The sequence below is a fragment of the Paenibacillus sp. FSL F4-0243 genome, assembly GCF_037963295.1.
Taxonomy (GTDB): Bacteria; Bacillota; Bacilli; order Paenibacillales; family Paenibacillaceae; genus Paenibacillus_AQ.
In genome coordinates this window covers 2,355,522-2,375,081 of record NZ_CP150151.1, presented here as the reverse complement: position 1 = coordinate 2,375,081, position 19,560 = coordinate 2,355,522, and the positions used below count along the sequence as shown (strand labels likewise).

At 48.3% G+C, this 19,560-nt stretch carries 18 protein-coding genes; all 18 read right to left on the bottom strand.

All coding sequences use genetic code 11. The annotated features are described in order from the left end of the window. Positions 1 to 21 precede the first annotated feature (21 nt). Positions 22 to 330: a hypothetical protein gene (locus tag NSS87_RS10285; protein WP_042186739.1), complete on the bottom strand. Its 309-nt coding sequence runs from the start codon at positions 328 to 330 to the stop codon at positions 22 to 24. 118 nt (positions 331 to 448) lie between these two features. Continuing rightward, positions 449 to 1,630 carry a MalY/PatB family protein gene (locus tag NSS87_RS10280; RefSeq protein ID WP_339246816.1) on the bottom strand — a complete coding sequence of 394 codons (1,182 nt, stop codon included), beginning with the start codon at positions 1,628 to 1,630 and terminating at the stop codon, positions 449 to 451. Between the two features lie 126 nt (positions 1,631 to 1,756). Then, complete coding sequence (locus tag NSS87_RS10275) at positions 1,757 to 2,827, bottom strand: dihydrodipicolinate synthase family protein (protein ID WP_339246813.1); 1,071 nt, start codon at positions 2,825 to 2,827, stop codon at positions 1,757 to 1,759. Then, complete coding sequence (locus tag NSS87_RS10270) at positions 2,827 to 3,843, bottom strand: NAD-dependent epimerase/dehydratase family protein (RefSeq protein WP_042186732.1); 1,017 nt, start codon at positions 3,841 to 3,843, stop codon at positions 2,827 to 2,829. The genes NSS87_RS10275 and NSS87_RS10270 overlap by 1 nt, the downstream gene beginning before the upstream one ends. Before the next feature lie 979 nt (positions 3,844 to 4,822). Beyond that, on the bottom strand, positions 4,823 to 6,592 hold the full coding sequence (locus tag NSS87_RS10265) for an IlvD/Edd family dehydratase (RefSeq protein WP_339246811.1): 1,770 nt from the start codon (positions 6,590 to 6,592) through the stop codon (positions 4,823 to 4,825). Between the two features lie 49 nt (positions 6,593 to 6,641). Then, positions 6,642 to 7,481, bottom strand: a complete 840-nt coding sequence (locus NSS87_RS10260) for an amidohydrolase family protein (protein WP_339246808.1) — start codon at positions 7,479 to 7,481, stop codon at positions 6,642 to 6,644. 12 nt (positions 7,482 to 7,493) lie between these two features. Then, complete coding sequence (locus NSS87_RS10255) at positions 7,494 to 8,393, bottom strand: fumarylacetoacetate hydrolase family protein (RefSeq protein ID WP_339246805.1); 900 nt, start codon at positions 8,391 to 8,393, stop codon at positions 7,494 to 7,496. Between the two features lie 20 nt (positions 8,394 to 8,413). Next, complete coding sequence (locus tag NSS87_RS10250; RefSeq protein ID WP_339246802.1) at positions 8,414 to 9,184, bottom strand: glucose 1-dehydrogenase; 771 nt, start codon at positions 9,182 to 9,184, stop codon at positions 8,414 to 8,416. Between the two features lie 17 nt (positions 9,185 to 9,201). Beyond that, positions 9,202 to 10,092, bottom strand: coding sequence for an SMP-30/gluconolactonase/LRE family protein (locus NSS87_RS10245; protein WP_339246798.1), 891 nt, complete (start codon positions 10,090 to 10,092; stop codon positions 9,202 to 9,204). Positions 10,093 to 10,113: 21 nt separating this feature from the next. After that, positions 10,114 to 10,875, bottom strand: a complete 762-nt coding sequence (locus tag NSS87_RS10240) for an SDR family oxidoreductase (RefSeq protein ID WP_149643901.1) — start codon at positions 10,873 to 10,875, stop codon at positions 10,114 to 10,116. 24 nt (positions 10,876 to 10,899) lie between these two features. Beyond that, positions 10,900 to 11,556 carry an RraA family protein gene (locus NSS87_RS10235; protein ID WP_052404229.1) on the bottom strand — a complete coding sequence of 219 codons (657 nt, stop codon included), beginning with the start codon at positions 11,554 to 11,556 and terminating at the stop codon, positions 10,900 to 10,902. Between the two features lie 42 nt (positions 11,557 to 11,598). Continuing rightward, positions 11,599 to 12,603 (bottom strand): Gfo/Idh/MocA family oxidoreductase, encoded by a 1,005-nt coding sequence (locus NSS87_RS10230; protein WP_339246792.1) that lies wholly within the window; start codon positions 12,601 to 12,603, stop codon positions 11,599 to 11,601. Next, complete coding sequence (locus NSS87_RS10225; RefSeq protein WP_339246790.1) at positions 12,603 to 13,601, bottom strand: Gfo/Idh/MocA family oxidoreductase; 999 nt, start codon at positions 13,599 to 13,601, stop codon at positions 12,603 to 12,605. Before NSS87_RS10225 ends, NSS87_RS10230 begins: the two co-directional genes overlap by 1 nt. A gap of 32 nt (positions 13,602 to 13,633) precedes the next feature. Beyond that, a complete protein-coding gene (locus tag NSS87_RS10220; protein ID WP_339246787.1) occupies positions 13,634 to 14,539 on the bottom strand; it encodes a Gfo/Idh/MocA family oxidoreductase in 906 nt (301 codons plus the stop codon). A gap of 47 nt (positions 14,540 to 14,586) precedes the next feature. Further along, positions 14,587 to 15,654, bottom strand: coding sequence for a glycosyltransferase family 4 protein (locus NSS87_RS10215; protein ID WP_339246784.1), 1,068 nt, complete (start codon positions 15,652 to 15,654; stop codon positions 14,587 to 14,589). Between the two features lie 31 nt (positions 15,655 to 15,685). Beyond that, entirely contained in the window at positions 15,686 to 17,554 is a 1,869-nt protein-coding gene (locus NSS87_RS10210; RefSeq protein WP_339246781.1) for a WD40 repeat domain-containing protein, read from the bottom strand. Further along, entirely contained in the window at positions 17,551 to 18,615 is a 1,065-nt protein-coding gene (locus NSS87_RS10205) for a zinc-binding alcohol dehydrogenase (protein WP_339246779.1), read from the bottom strand. The genes NSS87_RS10210 and NSS87_RS10205 overlap by 4 nt, the downstream gene beginning before the upstream one ends. A 64-nt stretch (positions 18,616 to 18,679) precedes the next feature. Beyond that, positions 18,680 to 19,558 carry a carbohydrate ABC transporter permease gene (locus tag NSS87_RS10200; protein ID WP_042126182.1) on the bottom strand — a complete coding sequence of 293 codons (879 nt, stop codon included), beginning with the start codon at positions 19,556 to 19,558 and terminating at the stop codon, positions 18,680 to 18,682. Positions 19,559 to 19,560 lie beyond the last annotated feature (2 nt).

Below are 19,560 nucleotides of genomic sequence, written 5' to 3'. Positions count from 1 at the left end.
AATGTCGTATGGATTATCATATCACGGCCTACCCGTACGCTCAATTTTATTCATTTGCTGTTCTTTAAAAGTATCAATAAAGCTTTCAGGATCACACTCTACCAAATAAGTATATACACCCTTACTCGTGTACAGATAGAACATCCCCTCTGAACCTCCCATTGAGCGATAGGACATATCTAAAATATCTTTTATTGGAAATTCACGATGACGAGTCACGACTCTATCTTTGTACAAATACATTAAGCGATTGCAAGTAATACTTCGTTGTTCTCCATCCTTAATTTCTCGCTGTATCTTATAATACGGAAGCTGAGCTACCCATTTCATTTGAAGTCCTCCTGCTTGACGTAATGGACTCCATTTTATTATTCTTTTTACCTTTTTGCAAAATAAAGAAGCTCGACGATCCCCTTAGATGGAATCATCAAGCTTCAGTAATTACCTTTTATTTCGCAGTATAAGCTACAGCTGCTCGGCAAAAGCGATCTAACGCTTCAACTAGAATAGATCTAGGACAAGCCAGATTGATCCGCAGATGACCTTGTCCCTCAGTTCCAAAGACAGAGCCTTCATTAAAAGCAACTTTAGCCTCTTTGTACATCAGCTGTTTAAGTCCATCTATATCCAGATTCAGACCGCGGCAGTCAACCCATAGCAGGTATGTGCCTTGCGGATGCATCACTTGGACCTGGGGCAAATGCTCCGACAGATAGCTAATCGCATAGTCCACATTACCGGACACGTACTCTAAAAGCTCATCCAACCATTCTTCTCCATCATTATAGGCAGCTTCTACTGCACCTTGGGCGAAGTAGCTAGCCATATGTAAACTCAAGGCTTTCATTTTTCGATCAAATTTAAGCTTCAATTCCGGATTGGAAGAAACGATAAAAGAAGATTGTAACCCCGGTAGATTGAAGGTTTTGGTCGCGGCAAGTGTGGTTAGTGTAATATTCGCAATTTCCTCAGATAAGGATGCAAAAGGGATATGCTCATAACCTGGAAGCGCCAAATCACAATGAATCTCATCAGAGATTACGGTCACTCCATAACGCAGACAGAGCTCACCAAGCTTCAGCAGCTCTTCTCTTTCCCATACTCTACCACCCGGATTATGCGGACTGCATAAAAGCAGCAGCTTGGCTCCACCTTGCATCAGCCCTTCCAATTGCTCATAATCCATCTCGAAGCGTCCATTACGAATAACAAGCGGATTCTTGGCGACCTTGCGATCATTCATTTGGATGACATCATAGAAGGGATAATAGACTGGCGACTGTAAAATAACCTCGTCCCCCGGCTCGGTAAACAGCTCTACAGCAAAACTTAAGGAGGTTACGATTCCGGGAGAATCCGAAATCCATTCCGGTTTAATTTCCCAATCATGCCGTCTTCTGAACCACGACGTGATAGCTTCTTTATAAGAGTCACTAGGTACACTGTATCCGTAAACCCCTTGTTCTGCGCGGCGCAGAATCGCTTCCTTCACTGCAGGAGGACTTTCAAAATCCATGTCTGCCACCCAAAGTGGCATAATATCCTTCTCACCAAACAACTTCTCGGACTGGTCCCACTTGTAAGAACGTGTATTACGGCGGTCAATTACGCGATCGAAATCATACTTCAATTAAAGTCACCTCATCCTTATAAACTTGTCCCTTATTGTATCATGAGGCGGAGGATATCGCACTCCGGATAAGAAAGAACGCACTTGTCGAAAGTGCGCCCTCCTTAACTCTTATACAACTACGTGTTATTGCAGCCACTCTTCCAAATGCGATGCCACAAATCCATCATCCACCAGATGGGGATAGTCTCTGCGCACTCTGTTGATTTCCTCCACTTGCCCCGGGGATAATCGTTCCTCCGGATTTAGACACCATAAGCCTTCAAGCAATCCTTGTTGGCGAAGCACTTCATGAATACCCGGGATACAGCCATGAAAATGATGCGCGGGATCAAATATCGCCGCATTGCTGTCCGTCACTTCAGCCCCAAGCGTCAACCAATTGGATGCCAACGAGGGTTCATTTCTGACCTTTTTAATCTCATTAAGCAGCTGGACTGCTTTGCTCGTCCAGACTGCCCAGTGACCGAGTAGGCCGCCGACTATTTTTTTCTCAACGGGCTTGCCGTTCACCATAAATCGGAAGGTCGTGAGCAGATCGCTGACAATATTATCATCATTTCCGGTGTACAGAGCAATTTCTTCGCTACGGCTGGATTCAAGCACAGCTCTGACTACATCCAGCGTCTGATAACGATTGAACGGCGCCATTTTGATGGCAATTACGCCTTCTATTTCAGCGAATGCCTTCCAAAAATCAAAGCTTAAAATCCGCCCTCCCACCGACGGCTGAAGGTAGAAACCAAACACCGGAATCACATCTGCCACTCTGCGTGTTCGTTCTAGCAATTCTTCCTCACTCAAGGTTTGCAGGCCTCCCATGCTAAGCAGCCCCGCTTCATACCCAAAGCTTGCGGCAAGGCGCGCTTCAAGAACTGCCTGCTCCGTCCCACCGCAAATACCCGCTACTTTCATGAATGGCCGATTTAGCTGGGCAAGCTCCACCTCTTCCGCAGCTAGACGTAACACAGGCTCCAGCAGCCCTACTTCTGGATCCCTGATCTCGAATTGAGTAGAATGCACGGCAACCGCGACTCCACCCGCCCCGGAAGCAACATAATATCGGGTAATTGCCCGTTGACGTCGCTCATCCAGCTTGCGCTCTTTAGTTAAGGCGAGAGGATGTGCGGGAATAGCCAACCCATCATGAAGCGCGGCATGTAATTCCGAAGTCAAAGGTACTCTTGTCAGTGTCATTAATATTTGCCCTCCCGCTCCTGAAAATGCGTGGGTTTATTCCAGGTTTCTCCGCCTTGCCCTACCCAATCGCCAATCCAGTCGATCATTTCGGCCAGCGATACCCGCGGATAGCCAAAGGTGGCAGCGGCTTTCGCTGCATTACTTAGCAGTGCAGTAGGTGCTTCTGCACCTGTAAAAATCGGCTCAATGCCTAACTTTCGGCCGAATTCATTCGCAGCCCAGCGCAGGGACAATGTCTCAGGCCCAGTAATGTTCATGACATTAGGCGGCGAACTGCAACGCAGCAGTGCTCGCAATGCGATTTCATTCGCATCCCCTTGCCAGATCACATTGGCATGACCCATTGTGATATCAATGGGAAGTCCCTCCCTGACCGATCGAGCAAGCTCCAATAACACACCATACCGCAGATCAATGGCGTAATTCAGCCGATAAATGAACATCGGCGTTCCATTTTTATGAGAGAAATGTTCAAATATACGCTCCCGGCCCAGACAGGATTGCCCATACTCCCCATTCGCGTTCGGTGAAGTTCTTTCCGTTGCGCCTCCTTGGCTGACCGGAGTAAAAGGGTAAACGTTGCCTGTTGAGAATACAACCATTCGTGAATTACGGAACCGTTCCGCAACGCGTCCCGGCAGATAGGCATTCATCATCCAAGTGAAATGTTCATTCCCGGTCGTGCCGAATTTATTCCCGGCCATATAGAGAATATTTTGGGTTTCAGGGAGTGCCTGTAGCGCCTTATCGTCAGACAAATCGGCGGAGATAATCTCGACCCCGGCCTCTTCAAGCTCTCGTCTCAGCTCCTTATTCGAGAAGCGGGATACGCCGATCACTTTCTTGTTTAGCCCCGCTTGGCGAATTGCATTCACCGCTAGCCTTGCGAGACTAGGTCCCATCTTGCCCCCCACGCCTAGTAGCATAATATCTCCATCGAGCTGGCTAAGTTCCTCAATCAGTGCTGCGGACGGACTTGCCAAGCGCTCCTCCAACTCTTGAACGGTTCGCATCATTGAACTCTCCTCTCCATTGACTCAAGTTTGTTGCTTTTGCCACAAACGACCTTATTGCTTGGTGTAAACGGACACGATGCTAGTTGTAATTGGGAACCGGGCTAGCTGAGATTAGAAACTAGCTTGTAGTGATCGGAAACCAAGCTAACTACAATCGAAAACTAACTAGCTACATTCACAAACCAGTTTGCTACATTCACAAACCAGCTTGCTACAATCGAAAACTAACTCCCTGATTGCAGAATGTGCAATAGAATTTCCAAATTCATCGCTAAAAAATGAATCTATTGCACTTCATACATCAGATTCCCGCTATAAGCTCGTTTAGAGGTGATTATCTGAAATTTCATTGCACAAAGTGCAATAGAATCAAAATTCAGCCTCTCTAGAGCGGAATCTATTGCATAAAATGCAATCACTCAAAGCAAAGCAATCATCTCTTTCAAATCAATCAAAGCAATAGACCAAGCTCAGTCCAGCCTATCCAGTTCAGTCAGACAATCTAGTAAACTCATACTAACTTTTGTCGTTGTGTAGCTTAGGCGCTTGCCTTGTAATCCGCCACTTGGCCTCATTCTCTTCCAACACCTTCAGCTCTAAGCTCCTCGCGGAAATATCCAACTCAATTTCGTCGCCATCCTGCACAAGGTCGCAATTCCTCCGATAGCCACTTCCGGAGCCGCAGATAAGTACAATTCGTGCGATATTTGCGACATGCGCGACACTTGCGATTCGTGCAATGCGTGCGATATAAGTGTATTTCGTACACTTATAACAACTCCTGTTCCCGCAGATGGCAATTTAGTTGTACTATCTACAATTAATAATCCAAAATGAGGCTAAAAACAGCGATTTGATAAGATTTAACTGTATGAAGTGCAGTTAAAGTCCACATGAGACGATTACGATATACTGTAGTTGTATAAAGTGCAGCTATTTTATCTTCACAAGCATTAGATTATTTCAGTCTCGGCTATTATTTCGAGTGCACCGATTCAGTCTCACTCAGCAACTCTTCTCTAAGCTCAACTGGGAGAAGAAAGTCAAAGTCACAACCGAGATTCGCTTGAAGCACATGCTCATGAAACAGCAAGCCATACCCCCTGTCGTAGTGCGGCTTAGGCGCTTGCCATGAGAGCCTACGTCGTGCCAATTCTTCATCCGACACCTTCAGCTCCAAGCGCCTCGCGGAAATATCCAGCTCAATTTCGTCGCCATCCTGCACAAGCGCCAGCGTACCACCAACAGCAGCTTCCGGCGCCGCATGTACAATCAATGCGCCATAGGAAGTACCGCTAATCCGCGCGTCAGAGATGCGGACCATGTCGCGTATGCCCTGCTTCAGCAGCTTTTGTGGAATCGGGATTTGCCCGATCTCCGGCATCGCTGGAGCACCCTTCGGACCTGCGTTTTTAAGCACTAGCACACTGTTCTCATCCACGACCAGATCAGGATCATCGATCCGCTTATTGAGATCGGCGGGGCTCTCGAACACTACTGCGCATCCGATATGCTTTTTGAGATGAACGGATACAGCGGTTTGCTTGATCAGCGCCCCATCCGGCGCCAGATTTCCGCGCAACACAGCAATTCCACCTTGGCTGTCGAGTGGCTCCTCCAAGGTACGAATCACATCTCCGTCAAGTGTTGCCGCCTGAACCAGATTTTCTGTAACCGTTCTGCCTGTTACAGTCAAACAATCCCCATGCAACAGCGGCTCCAGCTCTTTCATCAGCGCGGGTACACCACCTGCCTCGAAATACTCCTCCATCTGATATTTGCCCGAAGGACGCAGGTTCAAAATAAACGGGGTCTGACTACTGATCCGGTCAAATGTCTCTAAAGGCAGCTTCATCCCCAGCCGCTGGGAGATCGCTATAAGATGGATGATAGCGTTCGTCGATCCGCCGCTCGCCATCGTAACTGTGATCGCATTCTCTATCGCCGCCGCAGTCATGATGTCGCGGGGACGAATGCCCTGACGAACCAGCTCTACGATCTGCTTGCCCGTTCGCTCGGACATATGCCAGCGTCTGCTGTCCGGCGCCGGAATAGCTGCACAGCCCGGTAACGCCATGCCGATCGCTTCGGCGATCGAGGCCATCGTGCTTGCTGTACCCATCACCATGCAGTGACCGTCACTACGGCAAATCGCATTCTCTGCAACAGCCAGCTCTTCGTCACTTATATTTCCGGCTTTATGCTCCAGCGTAAAGCCATAACAATCCGTGCACGCTCCAAGGCTACGCCCGCCCAATCGGCCATTTAGCATAGGGCCACCTGTCAATACAATGGCTGGAATATTGGCGCTAGCGGCTGCCATCAGCTGAGCGGGTACCGTTTTATCGCAACCCCCAAGCAGCACTACCCCGTCAATGGGATGCCCCTTCATCATTTCTTCCGTATCCATTGCCATCAAATTACGCAGCAGCATCGTTGTAGGCTTCACATAAGGCTCACCAATCGAAATCGTCGGGAATTCCATCGGCACTCCCCCTGCCTGCCAAACACCACGCTTCACATAATCCACCAATTCATTAAAATGGGAATGGCATTTATTCAGCTCACTAAACGTGTTGCAAATGCCGATCACTGGCTTGCGGAGATCTTCTTCGGTGTATCCCATAGACTTCGTGAAGGAACGATGGATAAATCCCCATAGATCTTTTTCCTGAAAATAAGCCTCGCTCTTCAACTTACCGCCTGATTCAGCCACACTCTCCTCGCTGTCCCTGCACTCCGCCATGACCCCATCTCCTTTTAACAACCTCGCTTATAGACCAAGCATAAATGTTTTAGATAAAACCAATAATTTCCGGTGTTAGACGATGTATTATGTCCTCAATATATTTTTGCGGTATTTGTGGCAGCTTCGTTCCCTCCACTAGATCATTGATATGGTACAGAGCATCTAGCATCTTCTGTGTCCCAAAGAACGGATAATCCGACCCAAACAATATTTTATCTTGAACTCCATATTCCATCGCAGACACCAGTGCATTGTAAAATTGCCAAGGTCTACTTCCTAAAGCAGAAACATCCATATACAGATTAGGATGCTTGCGCACCAATGAAATACATTCATCAATCCATGGATGACCCATATGTGCCACAATCATCTTCAGCTTCGGAAAAGCACGGGCAATCGGGTCCAGCATCGCCGGCCTTGATGCATCCAGATAACCCTCCGGTACAAAAGAGGTTCCTTGATGCCATAGAATAGGTACATCTAGATGTTCTGCTTTGGCATAGAGGGCATAATGCCTGGGATCATCAGGATAAAAGTTCTGATAGATAGGCGCAAGCTTCAACCCTTTTAATCCCATCTCACGGATCGCAGTCTCAAATTCAGCAACACAATCCAGATGATTGGGATCTACACTTGCAAAACCGAATAATCGATCCGGATCCGTGCGACAGTAATCTGCGACATAAGCATTCGGCACAACCAGTCCCGTTGCATGCGCCGCCATGGCCAATACGATAGCACCAGAGAATCCTTCCAAATTACTACGATGTTGCTCGGGGGTTGCTTCGATATTCATATCCGGTCCCCAAGCTCGTTTGATCGCCTCATCCGTAGGTCCTGAAACCATTCCCGGTCCAAACAAATGGGTATGACAATCGAAGATCATCCCTACTCCCTCCTATTCGCTAACCATCGTATTTGTAATGGCACCAAGCTTCTCAATCTGCACCGTGACCACATCACCAGCTTGCAAATAGACCTGATCCTCTGGAGGGTAACCCATCACTACGCCTTCTGGGGTTCCAGTCAGGATAATATCCCCCGGCGAAAGCGTCATACACTGGGATACATAGCTGACAATCTGCTTACAATTAAAAATCATGTCCGAAGTATTGGAGTTCTGACGCAGTTCGCCATTCACCGTACACTGAATATTGAGCTGATTGGGATCGCCTACTTCATCCGCAGTGACTAAGTAAGGCCCAATGGGTGAAAATTTATCGCAAGACTTTCCTGCTAGCCATTGACTCGTCCGCATCTGTAAATCTCGCGCCGACAAATCATTAGCCGTACAATACCCGAAGACATAATCCAGTGCATCTTCCTCCGTCACATATTTCGCGGTTCGTCCGATGACGATGCCAAGCTCTGCCTCGTAGTCCACCTTCTGGCTGTTCCTAGGAAGCGGAACTTCTGAGCCATGTCCAGTTAGTGTATTGTTAAATTTATTGAACAGGATGGGAAATTCGGGAATGGCCATCCCAGTCTCTTCCGCATGCCGGCGATAATTAAGGCCAATACAGATGATTTTTCCAGGATCAGTAACACAGGGACCGAATGCTAATTCATCTTCCTGCTTCAGCCAGGATGGATTCACTTCTCCTTCAGGCAGCTCATTCACAAAAATCCTCAGTTGGTTAAGTGCATCCTCCCCACCATCAAGCAATTGCTTAACCGTTACTGGAACCTCCGTCCGAGTGGATAATGCAGTCTGTGCCGCCTCAATATCCACCACACCACGGTCGGTTAGAACGCCCATATGATCATCTTCTTTTTGCAAAAAGGTAACTAGCCTCATCTATAACACTCTCCTTCACTTTATGCATTTTTTCCGAAGACAAGGCCACCATCCACATATAGCGGCGAACCCATTACAAACCCGGACTCATCGGAAGCTAGAAATAGTGCAGCTCGTGCCACATCCTCAGGTTTGCCAAGCTCACCGCTAAGCTGTCTACGCTTAATGGCCGCAACCGAAGCCTCTGGATCCAGAGAAGTCTTCAAATAACCTTCTACAAACGGAGTCATAATCGTACCTGGTAGCAGCGCATTTACACGAATGCCGTAAGGTGCATAATCAACCTGCATTGCTTTAGTTAAAGATAGAACAGCTCCCTTAGAAGCACTGTAGGAAGCTCGCTCTGCGACTCCGATTTCGGCGATGCCAGAGGACATATTAATGATAGAACCCTTCTTGGTCTTCATCATATAAGGGAGGACAGCCTTGCAGGTTAAGAACACACCCGTCACATTAACCCGCATGACCCTCTCCCATACTTCCTCGGAAACCTCATGCACAGTACCTACGCCACTGATCCCCGCATTATTAAAGAGCACATCGATACGTCCAAAAGTATTAAAGACTTGATCAGCCATCGCGGTAGTACTGCTAGCATCGGTTACATCACAGGGTATGAACATCGCATTTCCAACCGTCGCCTCTATTTCAGTGACAGCGGCTTTTCCTGAATCCTCTTGGACATCGGCAATGATTACTGTCGCTCCTTCTGAAGCGAATAGTGCGGCCGTGCTTTTTCCAATCCCCGAGCCTGCTCCGGTTATAATGACGATCTTATCTTTGAGTCGCATCGCTTCGCCTCCTCATCTTACTCCTTAGCCTGAAAGTTTCCGGGCAGCAAGCCGCTCACTCCGGGCTTAACCATAAACAAACCGCCTGCAAACGGATAATCACGTAACTCTTTCTCGTGCATCCCTATCCTTGCAGTTGTAATGTAGAGTTCCGTTAGATCACTGCCTCCAAAAGTACACGAGGTCACCAGTGGTGCTGGAACTCGAATGAGTCCAAGCTGCTCACCCGTCTCCGGGTTCCAGCGTGATACACAGCCGCCGCCCCAGTGGGCGACCCAAAGCATGCCTTCACTATCTATTGTCATTCCGTCCGGATAGCCAGTTGTTGTAGGAATTCGGAATGCTAATCTTCGGTTACTTATCCTTCCAGACTTTTCCTCGTAATCAAATACATCCACTTGCCTAGTCGGCGTATCAATGTAATACATCTTACTCCGCATGTAATCCCAAGCCATTCCATTCGAGCAGCCGATGCCGGATAACAATTGGCGAGCGAAGCCGCCAGACTCCACGACATAGAAGCCTCCGTCTTTCGGCTCATCATCCATACTCATCGTCCCCACCCACAGTCGGCCTTGTCGATCGCATTTGGCATCATTTGCTCTGTTGCGTGGAAGATCCGCTTCTATTGAAGTCAGCAGCACCGGAGATCCTTCAGTTTGAGAAAGGTAGACCCCATCCTCCATAGCCAATAGAAGTCCTCCTGTTGTCGTAGGAATAACTGCACTGACCATTTGGTCGAAAGAGCGAACTACTTCACCACCAGTGATCGGGTCGTATATTCTAAGCTTCTTACCCGTTATATCGACCCAATACAACTGTTTGGATTCGGCATCCCAATGCGGCCCTTCACCAAGCTCAGCCTGAGCATCAATCATCAATTCTGCCTGAATTTCTGTAATTTCCAATACGTTCACTCCTTCTTCTATTTACAGCTCACTACCATTAGCCAAATGTCCACCATCCACACGAATGGTTTCTCCCGTTACATAGGAGGCTTCATCAGAAGCCAGAAAAAGAAATACATTGGCAGCTTCCCTTATCGTTGCCGCCCGCTTCATCGGTGTATGCTCCGAATAAGCCGGGAGCTTCGAAGCTTCGCGCAGCTTGCGGTCGAGGGGTGTATCCACAAATCCCGGTGCTACTGCGTTTACCCGGATACCATAAGCCGCCAGCTCCACTGCCATCGATTCCGTTAGCAGTATAACAGCAGCCTTAGAAGCATTGTAATGCGCGAGCTCCGAGCTTGCTGATAGACCATTTTTGGAACTCATATTTATAATGGCGCCTCCGCCACCCTGAGAAATCATTTGTCTCGCTGCAAGCTGACCTATTAAATAAACCGCCCTTACGTTGATATCAAATACTGCATTCCAATGCTCAACCGAGATGTCGAGAAAGTGTTCACGAAAGGCGATTCCGGCATTGTTCACTACAATATCTATCCCACCGAACCTTTCAAAGGCTTGGGCAACAGATTGTTCTAACTGTGAGACATCGCGAAGATCACATATCTCTACTGCAGCTTTTTCACCATAATCCTTCAAGGTTTCAAGTGCAATAAGAAGCTCCCCCTCACTTCGGTCCAGCAACACCACCTGAGCGCCTTCTTCCAGAAATCGATGGGCGATCCCCAGTCCAATTCCTCTTGCTGCACCTGTGATTAGCGCTCTTTTGCCAGCCAGCCTCATGTACATCACTCCCTCGGATCTTGTTCAGAGCACACCATATTTATCGTAGACCTGCCGCAAGGTATATCCTTCGAGCAGTTCATCCCGTGTATGATTCTCGCGAGTCACCTTATCCATGGCTAATTGGAACACTTCATCGATGATGGCGCCCGGAATCACAACGATACCATCACGATCACCAAAGATTACATCTCCGGGATGGACCATTACGCCACCGCATAGCACCGGAATGTCATAGTCGATAACAATTCCACGACCTTGAGAATCAACAGGTTTGGTCCCGGTAGCAAAGACAGGAAAACCAAGCTCCAGAATTTTAGCAGTATCACGGATTAGTCCATCTACAATGGCTCCGCGGCCACCTCTCATTTTGGAAGCCGTAGACAATAGCTCTCCCCACAGTCCGTTCTGCCGCGATTCATTCGTACAGCCGATGACAATCTCACCGGGCTTAACGCTGTCCACCGCCTCAATCTCCTTCGTGTACGGATCTTCCGGCAAATGATGAATATCCACAGATAGAATGGTCTTTGCTCTTCCGGCAACGATCCAGGTAGGATCTATCGGGTTGATATTTTCCCGCATCACCTGATTACGATAGCCCAATTGATCCAACGTGTCAGAGATTACCGCAGAGTAGAGCTTTTCACACATGCTATCGAACAATTCCTGATCCTTCATAGGCGGTTCCATCCTCCTCAAAGTTTTGTACTTACAGCATCCTCATTTAATTAAACGCACGGGTTGGCCTGCATGAGCAGATTGATAAGCGGTAAGTGCAACCTCTGTGGATCGGAGTCCATCTATTCCTGAAATCGGTACCTCCACCCCTTCTAGAAGCGCCTGTACAAAAGCCTTCAGCATCAGTTCATTCATGTCATCTCCCCAGAAGGTCCAGTTCCCTTTGCCAGATGCTCTTCCGTATACATTGTTTTTTTGGTTAAAAGCATCTATCGAGATGACACCTTTAGTTCCAATGATTTCCAGGGTCACATCCCCCCATGTGGGAAAGCCGGGATTGCGTGACCAGCTAGGATCCAGCACTCCGAACACACCATTCTCAAAAGTTACATGCACCATTCCAGCATCATCGATCGTCCGCTTGCGCTCTGAATCAAATAAGGTATCCGCATAGGCATACACCTGTTCTACAGAAGAACCAGAGAACCAGTTCATCAGATCCATCACATGCACAGTGTGATCTAGAACAGCACCGCCTCCCGATAGGGCTTCATCAGAGAACCATCTAGGTCCCGGAAAAGAACCTCTGTTAGTTCCTTTAAAAGCGATAATTTCACCAATATCGCCGCGATCTAGTGATTCCTTAGCCCGCACAACCGGAGTGAGGAAGCGGCAAGGAAAGGCTGTCATAAGCTGTACTCCCTCTTCAGAGCAGACCGAAATCATGCGTTTCATTTCTTCCACTGACAGACCTAGCGGCTTCTCGCACAGTACATGCTTGCCCGCTCGGGCTGAAGCGATGGTTAGCTCAGCATGATAGACATTTTCCGAGCAAATAATTACGGCATCTATATTCGCATCTTCCAGAAGTTCCTTGTAGTTAGCATAATAGGGAATTGAATGACGTTCTGCGAGCGCCTGTGTGCGCTCCGGCACCTCATCAGCAATTCCACTGACCGTCACTTCAGACATGTGCAGTAAACTTGCCAAATAGTCAAAAGCATGCGCATGCGCGAAACTGATCATGCCAATATTCAAACGGCTCATTAAATATCCCCCTTCACTTCAAGCTTCACCGGTTGATGGGTCATTGCCGATTGCTGAGCGGCTTCAGCCCAGCGTACAGCTTCCAGCGCATCCTGCGCAGTGACTATCGGCTCTTCCTCACTTGTTAGACAGCTTAGAAAATGCTCCAGTTCCAAATAATACGGATCCTTCAGCAGCACACTCGAAGGCGTCTCCACAAATCCCGATGTAGAGCCCGTCGTTATCGACTTGCGAATATGCAGACTTTCGCCATCCCCGGTCCCGCCTGAGATGATTCCTTCCGCATCCGCATATTCAAAAGAGGAGTGAAACGGCCCTGGATACCCCCAAAATGCTTCAAGCTGTGCAATGGTTCCATTCTTGAACCGGAAAGTGGCTGAAGCATAATTTATGTCTTCCGACTGGTGCTGGAACGCATATACTTCACGGGCTTCACCAAAAGCCCCACGAATGTAGTCAATGTCGTGAATCATTAAATCAATAATGACGCCACCACTAAGAAATGGATCCCGAAACCACGCTTGCACGTTTCCGGGATGTGAACCCGCCCGTTTAGCATGGTGTATTCCGCCTTGAACACTGCCAAGCTGCGTTATTCCCTCCGCAAGCTGTCTGTAAGAAGGAAAGAAACGAACGACATGGCCCACAAACAAACGTACACCGCGCTCGTTGCAGTAACGAATTGCTTCTTCCGCTTCCTGCGAAGTGAGTGCGAGCGGCTTCTCACAGATCACATGCGCACCATGGTCAGCCGCAATCCGTACCAGTTCTACATGCAAATAGGTCGGCACAGCAATACTGACCACCTCTGGCTTTACCTGCTCGAGCATTTCTTGTACAGATGTAAAATAGCTAACGCCCACTAAATTTCCTAGCACCTCAGCGGCTTTTTCAACGATGTCACATACGGCGACAAGCTCAGCTTCGGGCATGGACTTGTAGCGATCCGCATGAACAGTCCCCATGCCACCGCATCCAATCACTGCTGTCCTAATCAATACACTACACTCCTTTCAATTTGTGCTTTCCTTTACAGACGAACATCAGCACCGCTTACCCGGCTTTCGTTGGCCGCTTCGATGAAGCGAATCAACTCTAGTGTTAGGGAAGATCGTACCGGTGGAGAGCCCCCTCGCGCCATAGCTATAAATTTCTTCAGTAATTGCTGATGTCCTGCGTTGTAATTTGCTCCGAGCGCGTTAATTCCGTTACTCCCTCGTTCACGATGCAATACGATATAGAAATCAGAGCCGCCTGTACGGTTTCCGCGGATCGTCCCGATTCGCCCGTCCTTCCACTGGCCGACTACCCATTCTTGCGTATCGTTACTGACGGCACGTACGCAATGGCAACCTTCTCCAAGGGCGGCATATAACATCTCAGCAGCGTGTATGCCATACCAGAATAACCCCGGTTGTGTCGGCTGTAGATCGAGTGGTCCAGTGCAATCCGCACCTAGAATAGCACCTGCACTTTCATCCTCTAAGAGGGCTACCAGCGGTTCACCGAAACGTAGCATAGAGCTGGAGAAAAATGGCGTTCCATACCTCTCCGCCAATTCCACAATCACCTTCGCATCTTCAGAAGAAACCGCTAACGGCTTGTCAATGAATACCGGCTTTCCGTAAGGAGCCAGTACCGCAAATTGTTCCTTGTGCACTCTCCCATCTACAGAAGTCAATAGAATCGCATGGGATCTCTCCGCAACTTCTTCTATAGAATCAAGCAATTCAACCCCATAGCGCTCCTGCAATTCACTGCTAATCGGTCTCACACGTGAATAGCTTAGCTCGAAATCAAGAGACCCCCCCGGATAACCGCAGTGTAGCCTGCCACCCGGTATATATAGCGGATGAGATTCATCATTTAGCAGCGCCGCGAAAATCCTGCTATGTGAAGTGTCCATTCCTACCATACCGATCTGCAGCTCTTCCATTTCAACAACACCTCTTATTCGGTTGACAGCCCCATGGAGTGATCCACTTATTTAAGAATTAAACGTTCTTCCCTGAAACGTTCAAGTAGTTCCATGTATTCTTTTCCCACTTGTTCGATGCTGTAAGTAGTTCTAGCTTTCTGTTCTCCCAATGACTTCAAGCCTTCCCTCAGACTATTCTGCTCCAGCAGTGCGCTCAATCTGTCCACACACTCCTCTTCATTGCCTGATTCGTATAGGGAAACACTTAACGGACCATCCAATAGTTCCGGCAACGCTCCTACACGCGGAACCACTACCGGACACCTGCAGGCCATCGCCTCCAGTACGGTCATCCCAAAAGATTCATTGGTCGTGGTACTAATATATAACCCACCATTCTGCGTAACCGATGAATAATAGCGATGCATCTCATCGTAATCCACTTTGGGAATCCACTTGAAATACTTAATCCCCTGCTGTTCCACCTTTACTATCAGCTGTTTCTTGATCTCATCGGGAGCAGTATAACCCCCAACAAGCATAAATTGCAGCTCTGGCATCTTGGCATTCAGCTTTCCAGCAATGTTCAAATAGGACGACCAGTTCTTGTGATCATCCAGTTTACCCACCCACAAAATAGTGGCAGGCTCCTGCTCAATACCCGCTTCATATCGGAACAAATCGGTATCCAGGCAATTATTAATATGATAAGCACCCGCTATGCCGATACCGTCCAAATAATCCTTCATGTAAGCAGAGGGAGTGATCACATAGTGAAAAGGCAAACTATCTTTCGTTGCGGCCAACTTCTGCAGGGGTTCGGAGTAGGTGGTATGTACCTCATGAATAATAACCTTCCCCTCTTGTACAGGCCCAAGCGCTTCATACAGCTCGTAAGTATCAATAGTAATAATGACATCGAAATCATAGACTTCCATGTAGCTCTTAATCTCTTCAACCGTCCCCAGAATTCGGACATGCTCGTATCCATCAAAAGCGCTTGCCCCGCCGTAATCTTCCAAAAAAGCAAAATGCACTTCCGAGTGGTGCCGCAAAAATTTAAGTCTATTTGCAAGTTGAGTGGTTACCCCACCTAGAATACAGAATTTATAAAAATATAAGATTCTCATCATCCCTCACCCTTCGCCAAGGATAGTGCAGACCTTACTTGTGCATCCGATACAACGCTGTAGTTCTTGCAAAAAATAAATCACCCTCACGGTCCATTGCCAGTAGCCGCGCATCGTCATCCAACACCTCAAGCTCCTCACTCCGCATATTAAACTTGAACAAGCGATTCATCGACACGCCGTACAGCATGCCTTCCTTGTAGAGCAATTCATTGCCGCTACGCCAAAAATGAGTCACAACATTCCAGTCCATGGAGAACAAAGAGTAAGTCTTTACAGTAAGCTTAAGCTGTGGATCGAACCGAAATAACTTACCTGCCGTCAAACCCCAAAGATACCCTGCATCATCTAGAACCAAAGCAGAAATAGCCCGTTCCCCTTGTACCGGTACACCTTCCCATACTTTGCAGCGCTTCTCTAGATCCCAAATCATTAGAGACGCATCTGCACGCTGAGGAGCAATTCCAAGTCCACCCCAAACGGACCCTCCAGCGAACAAGAGCTGATCACTACTGACAAGGGACACTACACTCTGCTGCGGCAAAAGATTCCTAAACACCTCACGCACACCTCTCGCAGGATTGTACAGTGTCAACGCTCCTCCATGCCGACCATAGGAAGGAACCGTTCCAATTGCGAGCTCTTCTCCTGCCCAAGCCCAAGCAAAAGGGCGGTCCTGCTCCTCTTCCTGTAAGGAAAATAGCAGCTCTGGATTCTCTCCCGGCTTCCAATCTTCATTCGGGTCATATTTGAAAATATTCGCTCGCGGATATACACCTAGATAAAGACAATCGCTCCCAGCAAGCATACCTTCCGTCTGACCAATGCCCCGATATGAAATGATCTCGTCGGCTGCCTTATCGAATCTGGACAGCCCACCTGCGAAATACCCTCCGATGTAGAGAGCATCATCAGGTCCATAGGTCATAGACTGCAAATGGACCGATTGACCTTGCAGACCGAAGTCCTTGTCCGTATACCGATCCGTCGCCGGATCGTAAATCCAGCAACTCCCGTCCCTGTATACCCCCGTTAAGCAGCGCTCTTTCCGATTTAGAGCATGGTTATTCAGCCAGCCATAATCACCTGCCGGCTCCGGCATAGCTAGTGAAGTAACGAACAGGCTTCCAGTCCGGACATCATAACGCTGCAAATAGTCATCTTTAATGAAATACACATTTCCCAGCTCATCCGGCGGCGAAACACTAAGTCCACTCACATGATCCAAAGTGTCTCCCCACTCCTGCAGTTCCAGATCATAAATGTACAACCGTGCAGACGGTGTAATTCGAGCAAAAAGCTTGCCCTGAACGATGTTCAAGTCATACACCAGTTGCTCGCTTTTACATTCATCTGGTAGCCTGATTTCCGAGCGTTCTCCCGTCTCCGTATCCAGTACAACAATATGTGAGGTTTGTGTACCAACTCCCACATAGAGCTTACCGTTCCATGCTTCCATAGAACGCGCATACTGTTCTCCAGCTACCATAGCACCGTAATCCCTAAACACTCCTGTCGCTGGGTCATACTGGAACACTTTCCCCCCAGGATAACATCCCCCATAGATCCTGCCTTGCATATCTGCTGCCAACCGCCACGTATAGAATTCACCAGGAATCATCTCACCCAGGTTCTCTACACCATTCTCATGAGTGTACCTGTACAAAATGCCGCTTCCCCCGATATATACTCCGCTGGTTGTTAAGACTACACCCCAGCAATGATCCGAGCCTTCCAGCGCATACCGTTCCACCGCTTGTTCACCGCTCGGGTCTAGAACAAATAAGATACAAGGACTTCCGGAAGAAACAGTGTAGATCCGGTCTGCCCCTTGCCATGTTCCATAAGCTGAGGCCCAAACCGCCAGACCGTTCAGTGGTTCACCGATCCGCAGCGCCTTCATCTGCTCCCGCCTTCTTTCGTCAGCTGTTCCTCCACCTTCGTTTCACATCCAGAGACTGCCGCAGGATAAGCTAAGACCGCTCCCAACAGATCCACCGGGTCCTCTGCATAACGCCGAAAGGCTTCTTCACAGCGTTCAACCGGGAATATCGCGCTAATCAACGGCTTAACCTGAATGTCCCCTTCAGAGATTAAGCGAATATATTCAGCCATATTACGACCTTCCGTCCACCGCACGTAGCCGTAAGGATAGTCGATCCCCTTCCGCTCATAGATAGGATCATATCGTCCGGGACCTCCGGCTCTAGAAATCAGCACTTGGGCTTCCTTACCGAACATCAGATCACGAGAGAAATCAGGCTTAACATCTCCAACCAACAGTACCTTGCCGCGATCCCGTACCCACTCTAGCGCTTGATCAATAAGGTCTCCGGTTTTACCTCCGGCACATACAATAACTGCATCTGCTCCCATGCCCTCCGTCAGGTTAGCAAGATGTTCCTTAACCTTCTCCGGGCTAGTAGCGATATGTCTAATTCCAAGGCGCTCAGCCATCTCACAGCGCTCTGCAAGCAAATCATAGACGATCACCCGGCATCCTGCCGCCTTAGCAATTTGAGCAATCAACTGCCCAAGAATTCCGGCACCGATCAGCACAAGTGTCTCCCCAAACTGCGGTGCAACCTGCCTTACTGCATGTACTGCAATGGCTCCAAGCCCTACTGTTGATGCTTCCTCTGAACTAACATGGTCAGGAATGGGCACCATCAGATGCTGAGGCATTAGCAGCCATTCCGCATGCTTTGCATAAGGTCCGCCGTAACAAGCTACTCGAAGCCCCTCAGGCCAGTGCTCCATTCCTTTCCCACGTGTTCGGATTACACCTGCTGCACTGTATCCAAGTACAATTTGTTGCGTACGGTGCAGGCCATTCATCATCATTTCCGTTCCGGGGCTAATCGCCGAATATTCAGTCTGGACTAGTACAAATCCATCTTCAATGACTGGTGTCAGAACATCCGACATGCGAATCTGTCCTTCCTGAGATATTACCGCCTTCATATGTCTTCTCCTCCCGACTGCTTCAGAAACGATTCCGTCACATGCAGCATCTTCTCTATCGCTGTTACTCCTTCAACGCACCGATCATTACGCCTTTTACAAAATATTTCTGTAAAAATGGATAGATCATCAGAATGGGCACGGTAGCAATGATTATCGTAGCGAATTTAATAGATTCACTGATCCGAAATACCTCATCTTGGGTAACACCTGCCAGCATATTTTGCGCAGAGGATTGAATCAGGATTTCCCTCAATATCAATTGAAGCGGGAACAAATTCCGATCCTGTAAATAAATCATGGCCGAGAACCAACTGTTCCAGTGGCCTACCGCATAGAAGAGGGTCATCACCGCCAGAACCGGCATGGAGAGCGGAAGCACGATCCGCAGTAAAATTCTGAAATCGTGAGCGCCGTCTATCTTGGCAGACTCTATCAAACTATCAGGGATAGACTGAAAAAAGGTCCGCATCACTATCAAATTGAAGGCACTAACCGCACCAGGCAACAGCAGCGCCCACCGCGTATCATACAAGCCAAGCTCACGGACATTCAGATACGCAGGAATTAGACCACCACTGAAAAACATCGTGAACACAATGAAAGCCATAATGACATTTCTCCCCTCCAGATTCTTTCTGGACAGAGGATAAGCCCCAAGTGTAGTTAGTACCAGATTAATCAACGTACCGACAATGACATAAAAGAAAGTATTTCCGTAAGCCGTCCATACCCGCGTATCCTCAAATACCAGCTTGTAAGCATCCAGATTAAAGCCGATTGGAAAGAAGCTTACCTTCCCCGCAGCAATAGCATGAGCATCGCTGAATGAGGAGACCAGCACGTACCACATCGGGTACAGGAACAGGAAAGAACACAAGATCAGAAACAGCACATTGCAGCTGTCGAAAATGATTTCACCCATACTGCGTTTCACAACCATTG